Source organism: Bradyrhizobium sp. ISRA442, from assembly GCF_038085055.1.
In the GTDB taxonomy this organism is placed as follows: Bacteria; Pseudomonadota; Alphaproteobacteria; order Rhizobiales; family Xanthobacteraceae; genus Bradyrhizobium.
Genome location: NZ_JALGCN010000004.1, coordinates 402,817 through 416,316, shown reverse-complemented (window position 1 = coordinate 416,316; position 13,500 = coordinate 402,817). Strand labels below are relative to the sequence as shown.

General features: G+C 64.8%; 11 protein-coding genes. 7 read left to right on the top strand and 4 right to left on the bottom strand.

The window, feature by feature from the left end:
• Positions 1-154 precede the first annotated feature (154 nt).
• The 3 genes from MTR72_RS11595 to MTR72_RS11585 are packed head-to-tail and all read left to right on the top strand — an operon-like array spanning position 155 to position 1,616.
• Positions 155-802, top strand: a complete 648-nt coding sequence (locus MTR72_RS11595; RefSeq protein WP_027524593.1) for an alpha/beta hydrolase — start codon at positions 155-157, stop codon at positions 800-802.
• Between the two features lie 8 nt (positions 803-810).
• Positions 811-1,329 (top strand): DUF1697 domain-containing protein, encoded by a 519-nt coding sequence (locus MTR72_RS11590; protein WP_341510372.1) that lies wholly within the window; start codon positions 811-813, stop codon positions 1,327-1,329.
• A complete protein-coding gene (locus MTR72_RS11585; protein WP_280964104.1) occupies positions 1,326-1,616 on the top strand; it encodes a DUF1330 domain-containing protein in 291 nt (96 codons plus the stop codon). The genes MTR72_RS11590 and MTR72_RS11585 overlap by 4 nt, the downstream gene beginning before the upstream one ends.
• A 12-nt stretch (positions 1,617-1,628) precedes the next feature.
• On the opposite strand, the gene MTR72_RS11580 is transcribed toward MTR72_RS11585, so the two are convergent.
• From MTR72_RS11580 to MTR72_RS11570, 3 genes are all read right to left on the bottom strand, one after another.
• On the bottom strand, positions 1,629-1,952 hold the full coding sequence (locus MTR72_RS11580; RefSeq protein WP_280964105.1) for a DMT family transporter: 324 nt from the start codon (positions 1,950-1,952) through the stop codon (positions 1,629-1,631).
• 10 nt (positions 1,953-1,962) lie between these two features.
• On the bottom strand, positions 1,963-2,640 hold the full coding sequence (locus MTR72_RS11575; RefSeq protein WP_280964106.1) for a glutathione S-transferase family protein: 678 nt from the start codon (positions 2,638-2,640) through the stop codon (positions 1,963-1,965).
• Positions 2,641-2,737: 97 nt separating this feature from the next.
• On the bottom strand, positions 2,738-3,841 hold the full coding sequence (locus MTR72_RS11570) for an anhydro-N-acetylmuramic acid kinase (protein WP_280964107.1): 1,104 nt from the start codon (positions 3,839-3,841) through the stop codon (positions 2,738-2,740).
• 161 nt (positions 3,842-4,002) lie between these two features.
• Between MTR72_RS11570 and tyrS the strand changes: the two genes are divergently transcribed.
• From tyrS to MTR72_RS11550, 4 genes are all read left to right on the top strand, one after another.
• Entirely contained in the window at positions 4,003-5,256 is a 1,254-nt protein-coding gene (gene tyrS, locus MTR72_RS11565) for a tyrosine--tRNA ligase (protein ID WP_280964108.1), read from the top strand.
• A 56-nt stretch (positions 5,257-5,312) separates the two neighbouring features.
• A complete protein-coding gene (locus tag MTR72_RS11560; protein WP_280964109.1) occupies positions 5,313-6,584 on the top strand; it encodes an MFS transporter in 1,272 nt (423 codons plus the stop codon).
• A gap of 220 nt (positions 6,585-6,804) precedes the next feature.
• Entirely contained in the window at positions 6,805-7,242 is a 438-nt protein-coding gene (locus tag MTR72_RS11555) for a DoxX family protein (RefSeq protein WP_280964110.1), read from the top strand.
• Between the two features lie 345 nt (positions 7,243-7,587).
• A complete protein-coding gene (locus tag MTR72_RS11550) occupies positions 7,588-9,282 on the top strand; it encodes a methyl-accepting chemotaxis protein (RefSeq protein WP_341510371.1) in 1,695 nt (564 codons plus the stop codon).
• A 272-nt stretch (positions 9,283-9,554) separates the two neighbouring features.
• Here the strand turns inward: MTR72_RS11550 and MTR72_RS11545 are convergent, their stop codons facing one another.
• Positions 9,555-13,382: a YhdP family protein gene (locus MTR72_RS11545; RefSeq protein WP_280964112.1), complete on the bottom strand. Its 3,828-nt coding sequence runs from the start codon at positions 13,380-13,382 to the stop codon at positions 9,555-9,557.
• Between the last annotated feature and the right edge of the window lie 118 nt (positions 13,383-13,500).

The window sequence follows — 13,500 nt, the reverse complement described above, 5'->3', positions numbered from 1 at the left end:
AACGCGGGCCTTAAGTCACCGCGCGCACTCGCGCATCACCGCAAGGCGCCTTCACCCTCATTCGTGCTTTCGTCGGCTTCGCTGTCGATGAGGCCACTACAAGCGGTTGATTGCCAAGGATCATCTCTCAAGGGAATCAATCAAGAGATCATCGATGCCTGAAGTCATTTTCGCCGGCCCTGCGGGCCGTCTCGAGGGCCGCTATCACCCGGCCAAGCAGAAGAACGCGCCGATCGCGATGATCCTGCATCCCCATCCGCAGTTTCACGGCACGATGAACCATCAGATCGTGTACCAGTGCTACTACGCCTTCGCACATCGCGGCTTCTCCGTGCTCCGCTTCAACTTCCGCGGCGTCGGCCGCAGCCAGGGCTCGTTCGATCATGGCACCGGCGAATTATCGGATGCCGCCGCCGCGCTCGACTGGGCGCAGACCATCAATCCCGAAGCGCGTGCCTGCTGGGTCGCCGGCTTCTCCTTCGGCGCCTGGATCGGCATGCAGCTCCTGATGCGCCGCCCGGAGGTCGAAGGCTTCATCTCGATCGCACCGCCCGCCAACCTCTACGACTTCTCCTTCCTTGCGCCCTGCCCGTCCTCAGGGTTGATCGTGCACGGCGAGAAGGACGCGGTGGTGCCGCCCAAGGACGTCAACACGCTGGTCGAGAAGCTGAAGACGCAGAAGGGCATCGTGATCGACCAGCAGGTCATCCCCGGCGCCAACCACTTCTTCGACGGCAAGCTCGAGCCGCTGATGGAGACCATCACTGCCTATCTCGACATGCGGCTCGCCAACGTGCGCTGAGGCTTCAAATGGGCTCGTTCGTCACCTTGCTGCGTGCCGTGAATGTCGGCGGCACTGGCAAGCTGCCGATGAGCGAGCTCAAGGCGATGTGCGAGGAGCTCGGCTTCGCCGCCGTGCGCACCTACATCGCCAGCGGCAATGTGGTGTTCACGTCCCGCAAGTCGGAAGCCGCGATCAAGACCGCGCTCGAAAAGTGCCTGCACGCCTACGCCGGCGCGCCGGTCGGCGTGCTGGTGCGCAGCGCCGCCGAGATGGCCCAGGTTGCGGCCGACAATCCATTCCCGACGGCTGCTCCCAACCGCACGGTCGCGATCTTCCTCGACAAGGCCCCGCCGGCCGACGCGCTTGCCGGCATCCGCGGCCAGAACAACGAGGAGGTCCGCCTCGGCCGCCGCGAGATCTACGTGCACTATGGCGAAGGCATGGGGACGTCGAAGCTCGTCATCCCCGCGGCCAAGGCCGGCACCGCGCGCAACATGAACACGATCGTCACGCTCGCAAAGATGGCCGCGGAGCTCCAGCAATGAAGGCCTATCTGGTGCTCGACCTGTCGGTGAACGACTTTGCCGGCTTCAAGACATACATCGCTGAAATTCCGGCCTTCATCGCCAAGCATTTTGGACGCTACATCGTTCGCGGGGTGCAGCCGACCGCGATTGAGGGCGACTGGGCGCCGGAGCGCCTCGTCATCATCGAATTTCCTGCGCGCGAGAACGCAGAAGCATTCCTCGGCGACCCCGAGATTCAGGAGCTGTTCAAGCTGCGCCACGCGACGACGACGAGCAAGCTGCTGCTTGCCGACGGATGCACCTGATCGGTGATCGTCTTACGCCAGCTTGAGCGCCGCTATTCCCATCAGCACCAGCGCGATGCCCGCGATCTTCAATGCGCTCAGCGTCTCGCCGAACAGCACGACGCCCATCAGGAAGGTGCCGGCCGCACCGATGCCGGTCCACACCGAATAGGCGACGCCGACTTCGAGCACCTTCAAGGCCCGTCCGAGCAGGAAGACGAAGGCGGCGAGCAGCACCAGCGAGGCGACGCTCCAGCCAAGCCGCGTGTAACCTTCGGCGTATTTCATCGAGATCGCCCAGCCGACATCGAGCGCGCCTGCGATCACGAGCATGAGCCAGGCCAACGACGGTGACATCGGCATCCCGTTAGGCCGCGAGCTTGAGCAGATGCGCGTCGTGGCGCACCAGGAAGGCACGCAGCAATTGCGGATAGTCCGCACCGACCGCCGTGCGCACGCTCGGACGATTGGCAAGCTCCGCCCGCCACGCCCGCACTTTCGGCACATCCCTGAAGATGCCGAGTTCGGCGAGCCCATCGAACACGTCGAAATAGCGGAAGATCGGGGCAAACACCGCGTCGACGAGGTTGAACCGATCACCGGCGAAGAAGGGGCCGGCACCAAGTGCCGCCTCGACACGGGAGAATTTGCCGGCGATGGCCTGGCGCTTGCTGTCGAAGGTCGCGGGGTCTGTCGTGGTCTCCAGCCCCCAGAGATCGCCCAGGATCGCCGAACCGAACTCCATCCAGGCGCGGTGCTCGGCCCGCTTCAGCGCGTCGGCCGGGTGCAGCCTGACGCCGCCTTGCGTCTCCTCGATGTACTCGCAGATCACGTTGCTCTCGAACAGCGCGATCTCGCCCTTGTCGGTCGCGACCACCAGCACCGGCACCTTGCCGAGCGGCGAGATCTTCAGGAACCAATCCGGCTTGTTGGCGAGGTCGATGTCGATCCGCTCGAACGGCACGCCCTTCTCGGAGAGCGCGATCACCGCGCGCTGCACATAGGGACAAAGCTTGTGGCTGATCAGTTTGAGGGCTGCGGTCATGGTCCTGATCCCGGCGGTTTGATGCAACTGCATTCAATATAGATGCATTTGCATCCAACCGTCAAGATCGATGCTTCTGCATCGACCGCGTGGGACCTCAAGGACGAGCGATCACCCCGCCCGTCATCGGCATCGGTACGCCCGTGGTCGCGGGATAAGAGAGCGGGAGGCCCTTCAGGCCGCGGGCGGCGAGGAAGCCAAACGCCTGCGCCTCGATGGCGTCGGAGGCCCAGCCGAGCGTCTCGGCGGCCTCGACGGTCGCCGATCCCACCCGCTCCCGCAGCATGCGCAGCATGGTCAGGTTGCGGGCGCCGCCGCCACAGATGATCCAGCTCCGCGGCCGCCTCGGCAGCAGCGGGATGATGCGAGCGATTGCCGCCGCGGTGAAGGCGGTGAGCGTCGCGGCGCCATCGGCGGGCGCCATGTCGCCCAGCTTGAGCGCGGCAAAATCATTGCGGTCGAGCGATTTCGGCGGCGGCAGCGCGAAGAACGGCAGCTCCAGCGCCCGCGCGATCCAGGTCTCATCAGCCTTGCCGAGCGCGGCGAACTTGCCGTCCGCATCGAACGCCTGGTTCATGATGCGGTACATGAAATCGTCGAGCAGCGCGTTGCCGGGCCCGGTGTCGCATGCGATCAGCGTGTCGTTGCCGTCGATATAGGTGATGTTGGAGACACCGCCGATATTGACGACACAGATCGGCCCCTCGCGCTCCAGCGACTGTGCCAGCGCCCGATGGTAGACCGGCACGAAGGGCGCGCCCTGCCCGCCCGCCTCGACGTCGGCGGCGCGGAAATCATGCATCACGGGGACATGGATGGCTTTGGCCAGCGCCGGCGCGTCGCCGATCTGCACCGTCATGCGGCGCTCGGGCCGGTGCAGCACGGTTTGGCCGTGGAAGCCGATGATGTCGATGTCCTCCGGCCTCATCCGGTTCTGGGCGATGAACGCGGCCACGGCTTCCGCATGGGCCAGCGTCACGGCGCGCTCGGCCTCGGCCAGCACCCCGGGCCGGGCATCACGCTGCGGCAGGTTCACGGCCTCGGTGAGCGCCCGGCGCAGCAGGCTGCGCTCGGCCGGACCGTAGGGCCGGTAGCCGGACGGCCCGAATGCCTTTATCTGCTTTCCATCGGTTTCGATCAGCGCGACGTCCACCCCGTCAAGCGAGGTCCCGCTCATCAGACCGAGTGCGGTCAACATCATCTCAAGTAAGCCTCGACGTCTTCCTACCCCGACGCCTGGCTTGTATCAAACAAGCACATCTTATAATGCCACAGCGCGCTTTGCTGCGGCAGTCCCGCTGGCCTGGGTTCCGCAACTAGCCCCAGTTACCGTAAAATAAGAATGATCAGAGCCGCTGACAGATGAGTGCATTTAAATCGGATTTCCTCAATACCCTGCAGGAACGTGGATTCATCCACCAGTGCTCCGATTTCGAGGGGCTGGACGCGCTTGCCGCGAAGGGCGAGGCAATCGCCTATGTCGGTTACGACTGTACCGCGCCCTCGCTGCACATCGGCAACTACCTGACCATGATGATGCTGCACTGGCTGCAGCAGTCCGGCAACAAGCCGATCACACTGATGGGCGGCGGCACCACCATGGTCGGCGACCCCTCCGGCAAGGACGAGACGCGCGCGATCCGCACCGTCGCCGAGATCGAGGCCAACAAGGCCTCGATCCGCGGCGTGTTTGCCAAGGTGCTGCGCTATGGCGACGGCAAGAGCGACGCCGTGATGCTCGACAACGCCGAGTGGCTCACCAAGCTCAACTGGATCGAGATGCTGCGCGACGTCGGCCGGCACTTCTCGGTCAACCGCATGCTGACCATGGACTCCGTGCGCCTGCGCCTCGAGCGCGAGCACGAGATGAGCTTCATCGAGTTCAACTACATGGTCTGCCAGGCCTACGACTTCGTCGAGCTCGCCAAGCGCACCGGCTGCTGCCTGCAGATGGGCGGCTCGGATCAGTGGGGCAACATCATCATGGGCGTCGATCTCGGCCGCCGCATGGGGACGCACCAGCTCTTCGCGCTGACGACGCCGCTGCTCACCACGGCGTCGGGCGCCAAGATGGGCAAGACCGCGCAAGGCGCGGTCTGGCTCAACGCCGACCAGTTCTCGCCTTACGATTTCTGGCAGTACTGGCGTAACACCGAGGACGCCGACGTCGGCAAGTTCCTGAAACTGTTCACGACGATGCCGATGAGCGAGATCAGGAAGCTCGAGGCGCTCGCGGGCTCGGAGATCAACGAAGCCAAGAAGGTGCTCGCCACCGAAGCGACCGCGCTGTTGCACGGCCGCGAGGCCGCCCTCGAGGCCGCCGAGACCGCGCGCCGCACCTTTGAGGAAGGCGCGCTGGCCGAAACCCTGCCTTCCGTGGAAATTCCGCGCGGCGAACTGGACTCCGGCCTCGGCGTGCTCAATGCCTTCGTCAAGGCGGGCCTCGTCACCTCCAACGGTGAAGCCCGGCGCCAGATCAAGGGCGGCGGCTTGCGCGTCAACGACGAGCCCGTCACCGACGAGAAGATGACACTCTCGCCGGCCAATCTGACGCCGGAAGGCGTGATCAAGCTGTCGTTCGGCAAGAAGAAGCACGTCCTCGTCAGGCCTGCATAGGCGTATGTGCTTTTGATGCTTGTCAGGGCGCGCCGAAGCGCGCTCCCTGATCGGCAATGGACCAGAACACGCCCAAGAAAGCGTCGAAGGAAACTGCGAGGGAACAAGTCGCAGCAACGCAGCAAGGCGCCGTGCGCACTGCGCTCGTCGTGCTGGCGTTGTGCTTCACGTTGGCCGTGCTCGGCCGCGGCCTCAGCGAAAGCTTCACCGTCTTCCTGAAGCCGATCTCGCAGGACTTTGGCTGGGATCGCGCCCAGGTCGTCTCAATCTATTCGCTGACCTGGCTGATCAGCGGACTGACCGCGCCGCTGGTCGGGCGGCTGTTCGATCACTCGGGGCCGCGCATCGTCTACTCGCTTGGACTTCTCCTGCTCGGCTCCGCATTCCTGATCGCGGGCCACGCGCAGCATCTCTGGCAATTCCAGGTCAGTATCGGCATCTGCGTCGGCATCGGCGTCGCCTTCATCGGCAACGTTCCGAACTCGATCCTGCTCGGCCGCTGGTTCGGACCGCGGCTGCCAACCGCGATGGCGGTGGTCTATTCGGCGATGGGCGGCGGCGTGCTGGCGCTGCTGCCGGCCTCGCAGCTCCTGATCGACCATCTCGGCTGGCGCGAGACCTATCAGATATTCGGCCTTGCCGCGCTCGGCCTCTTGGTGCCGCTGACGCTGCTGCCGTGGCGCCTGTTCGCAGGGGGCTCGCCGCATGTCGTCAAGAAGACGGATCCGCATTTCATCGACAACGGCTGGACCCTTCTGAGCGCGATGCGACACCACGCCTTCTGGGCGCTGTTCTCGACCTTCTTCTTCACCGCCGTCGGCATGTATGCGATCGCGGCGCAGATCGTCGCCTATCTGATCGATGCCGGCTTTCCGCCGTTGCAGGCGGCAACTGCGTGGGGATTTTCCGGCGTCGTGCTGGTGTTCGGCATGCTCGGCGTCTCCGCACTCGACGGCCTGATCGGACGCCGGCCGTCCGTGCTGTTGAGCTACGCGATCTCGATCCTCGGCATCTTCCTGCTCTGGCTGTTGCCGTATTATCCGAACATCATCCTGCTCACCGGCTTCGTCGTCTGCTTCGGCAGCATGATGGGTTCGCGCGGACCGCTGATCACCGCGACCGCGATGAAGATCTTTCGCGGTGAGCGCGTCGGCACAATCTACGGCACGATTTCGATCGGCAGCGGACTAGGCTCTGCGTTCGGCTCCTGGAGCGGCGGCCTGATCCATGACGCGACCCACGGCTACAACGCCCTGCTCGTCTTCGCACTTGCGAGCGTCGTGCTCGGCATGATTCCATTCTTGGTTGTGCCCGCCTTGCGGCGGTAGGTCTCCCCAAGGTAACCTGCAATCATGCACGTCACCGGGAAATTACGGGCTGATGTGGCGCCGATACACGCAAAAAATGCGGATCGTGCAGGGCTCAAGTCCTCGTCTGCGGTGTTTTGTCTTACATGACGAAAATGTCAGCGCGATTTTAAAACGTGCTGCTTGCAGGGTGGAACCGAATGCGATTCAAGTCGCTGTCTTGGATGGAAGGGCGCAAACCATGAACTTTACTTTTCTCTCTCGCTATCAGCCGGTTCTCTTGAGCCTGTTTCGCTTCATCACCGGTCTCTTGCTGTTCCAGTACGGCGTCGCGAAACTTTTCAAGTTTCCCGTGCTTCCCTATTTCGCCGACATCCCGCCGCTGATCTATGCGGCCGGTACGCTCGAGCTTGTGCTCGGCGCGGCGCTCATGCTCGGCCTATTCACCCGGCTCACGGCCTTCATCCTCTCGGGTGAAATGGCCTTCGCCTACTTCATGGGCCACATGTTCAAGAGCGGCTCGCCGGTGTTCCTGCCGCTGCTCAACGGCGGCACCGCGGCGATCCTGTTCTGCTTCGCCTGCCTCTACCTCTCCGCTGCCGGCGGCGGCCTGATCAGCGTCGATGCGTTGATGGGCAAGGAGAGCGGCGAGCCGGGCGGCGCCTACGCGCGGCGCTAAACTGTTCGAAGCAAGACGGCACCGGCAGATCTGCCGGTGCCGGTTCAACGTGCCCCCAGCACGTTCCAGATGACGGCCAGTGCTGCGACCAGCAGCACGGACAGGATGATGCGGTGAACGAATCGCTTCATTGCGGGTCGGGCCGGGCTAAGACAACCAAAGTCTAAGATCGATTTTCGCGAGCTCGCGAGCCGGCGCACGCCGGCGGCGGCAATTCGCCCGCACGCTAGCGCGTCCGCCTGCGAAAGCTGCCCGCACGGCGGTGCGTCGCATGCGTCCATTCATGATTGGTAAGAACTTCATGCTACCGATGCGCGCAATAACAACCATTCGCTAGGGGCCGTGATGAAGCTGCTGAGTCATTTGAGAATCCGCACCAAGCTTGCCAGCATGGTCTATCTCGCAGCGCTCACAGTGACCGCCATCATCGCGGTATCCGCCTTCCTCAGCAAGAGCCGCATGATGGAAGACCGCGCGCAGCAGATGCGCACCGCGGTCGATCTCCTCTACAGCCTCGCCCAATCGCTCCAGGACGACGTCACCGCCGGCAAGCTCTCGCCGGGAGACGCCAAAGCCCAGTTCCATCTGCGCGGCCGGCGCATGAGCTTCAACGGCGGCCAAGGTTATCCGGTCGTCTACAATTCCGATTCGTCCCTCCTCGTGAACGGCGCCAACCAGCAGCTCGAGGGCAAGATCACCGGCGCCACCGATTCCAACGGCGTGGTCATCGCCGACGCGATCATCAATGTCGCCAGTCAAAATCCTCTAGGCGGCGTGACGTCGTATCTGTATCCCCGCCCCGGCCAGACCGAGCCTGTCCGCAAGACCGTATTCGCACGCAAATTCGCGCCCTGGAACGTGACGATGAGTTACGGCCTTTATGTCGACGACATCGACGCCGACGTGCGCGCATTGACGCTGGAGCTCGCAGCAGTCGGCATCGGCCTGATGCTGCTGATGGCGACATTGTCCTGGCTGATCGCCCGCGACGTGCTCAGCGCACTCGACCGCCAGAAAAACCGCATGCAGGAGATCGCCGACGGCGCCCTCGACAAGCCGGTCGCGGAGACCGATCGCGGCGACGAGATCGGTCGCATGGCCGAGACGCTCGAAGTGCTCAGGCAGACCGCGCTGACGGCGCGCGCGCTCGAGGCCGAACAGGTCGCCACCAAGGCCCGCAGCGAGCAGGAGAAGCGCGAGGCGCTGATCGCGCTCGCCGACCGCTTCGATGCCTCGGTCGGCCAGCTTGTCGGCTTGATGGCCTCGGGCTCCGGCGAACTGGAGACCACGGCCAAGTCGATGTCCTCGACCGCCGAAGGCACCAACCGCCGGGCCGCCGTGGTCGGCACCGCCGCCACCGAAGCCAGCCAGCGCGTGCAGACCGTGGCCGCCGCCGCCGAGGAGCTCTCCTCCTCGATCACCGAGATCAGCCGCCAGGTCGCGCAATCCGCCGAGGTCACCGGCCGCGCGGTGGAGAGCGCCCGCCGTACCGACACCATCGTGCGCGCGCTGTCCGACGGTGCCCAGCAGATCGAGCACGTCGCCGAGCTGATCTCGAGCATCGCCGCCCAGACCAACCTGCTCGCGCTCAACGCCACCATCGAGGCCGCGCGCGCGGGCGAAGCCGGCCGCGGCTTTGCCGTCGTAGCCTCCGAGGTGAAGTCGCTCGCCAGCCAGACCGCGGAAGCTACCCGCGAGATCGGCGACAAGATCGCGCAGATCCAGGGCGCGACCAAGGAGGCCGTGGACGCCATCGGCGGGATCACCGCGACCATCGAGGAGGTCAGCCGGATCGCAACCTCGATCGGGGCCGCGATCGAGGAGCAAGGTGCGGCGACCGCCGAGATCGCCCGCAGCGTGTCGCAGACCGCGGAAGCGACCAGGGAAGTCACCACCAATATCGGCGGCGTCAGCACAGCGGCGAACGAGACCGGCAACGCCGCCGGCATGGTGCTCGCGGCCGCATCGAACCTCTCCAAGCAGGCCGAGCAGCTCTCCGGCGAAGTCGGCACCTTCCTGGCGGGCGTGCGCGCGGCGTAGGCCGCGCAAATCAGCTCATAAGGCCGTGAACATGCTCGGCTTCATGGTTCGAGACGCGCCGTAAGGCGGCGCTCCTCACCATGAGGATCTAAGATTTCGCCGGAGAACAAAACCTCATCCTGAGGAGCCCGCCCAAAGCGGGCGTCTCGAAGGATGGCCGCAGGGAATCCGCGTACCAAGAGCTTTTTCAAATGCGATTGCCTTCCCCGCAACCGGGAGATGTGGCAACGATCACGCCTGATCGCATCCATGAAATGAAAGCGGACTTTGCACTAGCGCCGCGCGAGGGTGCAGCCGTTCGATAGCTGGCGCGTCGATGATCCGGTCGGGCTGTCACCCCTCGGCTGCTGCGTCGGCAGTTCGTCGATCGGCGAGTTCTGCTTGCCGGTGTTGAACTCAAAGATCTTGCGGAACAGGCCCGGCGCCATCGCCGAGATCGGATTGACACGCATCACCGGCGCGGCGGGGGTGCCGACGACCTCGTAGGTGACGCCGATCAGGCCCTCGTTGTTGCCACCGCCGAGGAAGATGCCGAACAAAGGTATCTGCCCGAAGATGTTGTTGACGCCGTACATCGGCACGAAGGTGCCGCTCATGCACACCTGATTGCCGGGATAATCGATCGAGCCTTCGATCGTGGCACCGATCATCGGCCCCTTGACCACGCCGTCACGGATCGTCAGCGCGCCGTTCTGCCGCGTGAACTCTGCGCGCAGCGCACTGAAGGAGACGCCGTTCCCAGTCCCATTTGGCGCACCCGCGGCAACGCGCTCGAGCTGCGCCTCGCCCTTGACCGTGAAGTCGCGCACGTTGATGAGCCCCTCGCGCGACGTATTCGGCTCGGACGTCGGCGGCTCCATCGCCACCACCATCTGCCCGCCAACAGCCTTGGTGTAGGTGTCGGTGAAGCGCAGCAGCGCGCCGGCATCGTTGGTCTGGAGATAAATGACCTCGCGGCTGCCCTGGGCGCGGCCGCCACGCAGGTCGGCCGCCACCGGCGTGTTACTGCCGATCTTGCCGCTCAGGGTGAGGGCTTTGATGGCGCCACTGCGTTTCGACATCTTGGCATCGACGCTGCGCATCGCCTCGCCGTTGAAACCGGCGACCGCGCCAAGCTTCACGTCGATGTCGAAGTCGATGTTCTTCAGCTTGCTCTTCGCATCGTCCTTGGAATTGCCTGAGATCGCGGACTTCAGGAAACCGCGGGCATCGAACACGTCGCCGCGCATGCTGCCGCGAATCACACCGTCGGGACCGCGCTCAACCTTCAACGACGCCTTGTCGCCGTCGGAGGGCGCGTAGGTCGGGAAGTTCGCGTTCATGAGGTCGCCGTTCTGGTCGACCTCCAGCGAGCCCTTGATCGAGGTGCCGCCGCCTTCGATGACGATGTCCTCGAGGCGCGTCGATTGCGCGGTCGGCACGACCTTGAAGGTGGCCTTGCCCGACTTGCCCGGCAGCTTGACCCAGCCGGGCAGGATGTTGTCGAGCTTGACCGAGGTCAGGTCGGCCTCGACGGCCAGCTTGGTCGTCTGGTCCGGGCCGCTTGCGATCTTGCCCGAGAGCTTGATCGGCAGCGAGCCGCTGACGGCGGGACTGAGATCGAAGCCCATCCGCGCCCGGCTCGCGTCATCAAGTGTGGCCTGCAGGCGGACGTCGGCGTCGCCCTCAGCCGGCTTGCGATAGTCGACCGAGGCCGCCTGCCCGTTGATCTTGACGTCACCCTTGACCTGATAGCCCTGGTTGTTGGCGACGATCTTGAGGTTGTTGGCCTCTAGCTTCTGGTTCATCACCAACTTGTCGGCGGCAAAGCCGTTGAGATCGGCAGTCACGGCGTAGGTGGTGTCGTCCTTGGTCAGTTCGCCCTTGACCGGCATGCCGAGCATGATGTTCGCCGAGAACGTCCCCTTGCTGGTGTTGGGATCGACGAAGGTCGCCGACAGATCGCTCAGGCGGTCATTGGCGAGAATTTCCGCCGCTGCCGGCACCGGTCCGTCGACGCGGAACCTGCTCCGCGAGGGGGACGGCTTCGGCGCCATGTCCGGCACCTCGAAGGTGAAATCGGAGATCGTGATCTTGCGGCCCGCGGGCGTGTCCGCGACGCCCTGTCCGATCGTCACAGTTGCGGTGCGCCCTGTTACGTGCGCTCTCAGGTCGGCATCGTGCACCACCGGCATGCCGTCAACGGGACGAACCGCAACGCCATTCGCCACGATGTTGACCGACAGGCCATCATCGGGAATCGGCGGCCCCTTGCGCGGAAGGTTGCGTGTCGGCGAATTGATGCCGATCTCGATGCGCTGGAGCGTGCCGCGTTCGATCCGCTCGATCACCCATTCGCGCAGTTCCGGAACGATCAGCGTCGGCCACATCCGCTTCAGGGCGGAGGCCGACATCGGCGTCCCCGCAAAGCCGAGCATCAGCCGCGGCTCGCCCGAATAGTCGATGCTGCCGGTGCCGGCGACGCCGATCTCGCCGTTGGAAACATCGGCTTGCGTCAGCAGCACGCGTTTGTGGTCGCTGTCGAAGCGGAAGCCGATGGCAATGCGGTTGAACACCAGCGGCGGCTCGTTATCGATCCCGCCCAGCAGGATCGAGCCGCCGCTGAAGCCGAGCTGCCAGTCGTTGGTGCTGCCGTTGGGCGGCTCGAGATGCGCCAGGAGCGTGATGCGGTTGGCGCCCGAGAGTATCTTGAACGGTGCGACCAGCACCCGCCGCCCGGCGTCCCACTCGACGTTGATCTCGGCCGAGTCGATCGCCATCGGATAATCGGGCGTATCGGTGTCGATGACGTTGCCGGCGCCGACAGCGATCTTGCCGCGGAAGTAGGTCGGAACGCCGTCGCGGCCGAGCTCGCCCTTGAGCTCGCCAGTCAGCGGCAGGTCTGCATTGTACGTCAGGTCCTTCAGCCGCAGCGCCAGCAGGATGTTGGAGGTCGAGACCTTGTCGGCGCGAATGTCGACCGAGCGCACGCCGTTCTCGGATGGTCCGATCGTGGCGCGCAACATCCACGGACGTGCACCCTCCTCGCCGAGGCTGAGCGCCACCCCGCCGTGGCTCGGCCGGCGCAGGCTGAGGGTGATGTTCTCAAACGTCCATTTGCTGCCGCGCTGCTGGTCGTCGACGATCAGGTTGCCGTTCTTCAGACCGATCTCGTTGAGGTTCTGACCATCCAGACCAGTCATGCTCAGGCTGTCGAGCCAGTCGAGACCGGCGAGAATTCCATTCTGGGCACTGCTCGTGGCCGCCGCGGCGGGCGCGCTGGGGCTGGACGAGGTACCGGGCGCCACCGACGCGGGCGGCGACGCAGCTTCCGTACGCGGGAAGGTCGGCGGCAGGCCCGCTTCCGTCTTCGACGCGACGCCGGTTGCCAGAGGTTTTGCGGTGTCGCCGGCCGACACCGTGACGGCCCCGTCAGGCGCGATGCGGATCGCCAGCTCGGCATCGACGAGGTTGAGGCTTTCGGCACGCAGCCGGCCCATCAACAGCGCCGTGCCCGACAGCTTCACCTCCGCCTTCGGCGCGCTGGCGACGATGGCCTGGTCGCGGTCGCGGACGATGATGTCGCGGATGCGCACGGCGATGCGGACACGACCGGCCCGCTCGATCTGCGTGCCGCCGACCTCCACAGTGTTGCCATTGCCGATATTGTCTTCGATAGCCGCCGCGAGCCAAGGCGTTGCGATATCGAGATTGATGGGGCCGGCACCGAGCCGCCACCACAGCGCGCCGAAACAGCCGACGACGATGACGACGAGGGCGCCGACGACGATGGCCAGCCGCTTCAACCAGCGATCGGCGGCCAGCCACCGCCGGAACGACCCCAACCCATCACCGACGCGGTGGAAGCCCGAATTGGAACGCGACAACAGCCGACGGGCACGATTGCCCGCCGCCTCCTCCTGATCCGGATCCCAGTCGGCCTCGTCCCATTCCAGCGGCTCTTGTACGCCGCCGCGCCGATCGTAATCCCGATAATGATCCTGGGGCGACGTATTCCTTGCCATTGCCTCTCGATACAGGCGCCCATCATAGGATTGAGCGCCGCCGGGGCCGCACCCGTCGACGGGGATCGAAGTCCCCTTCGCCGGGATTGCCGCCATTCCTCGAATGTTCCTGCTGTTCGTCATTTCGCCCCGGGAGCGCGTTCAACGAGCAGTGGGGTGGTGCCTGGAATTCCTTGTAACCATATTCCCGCGCCGTCAGACTTACCCAGCCGAG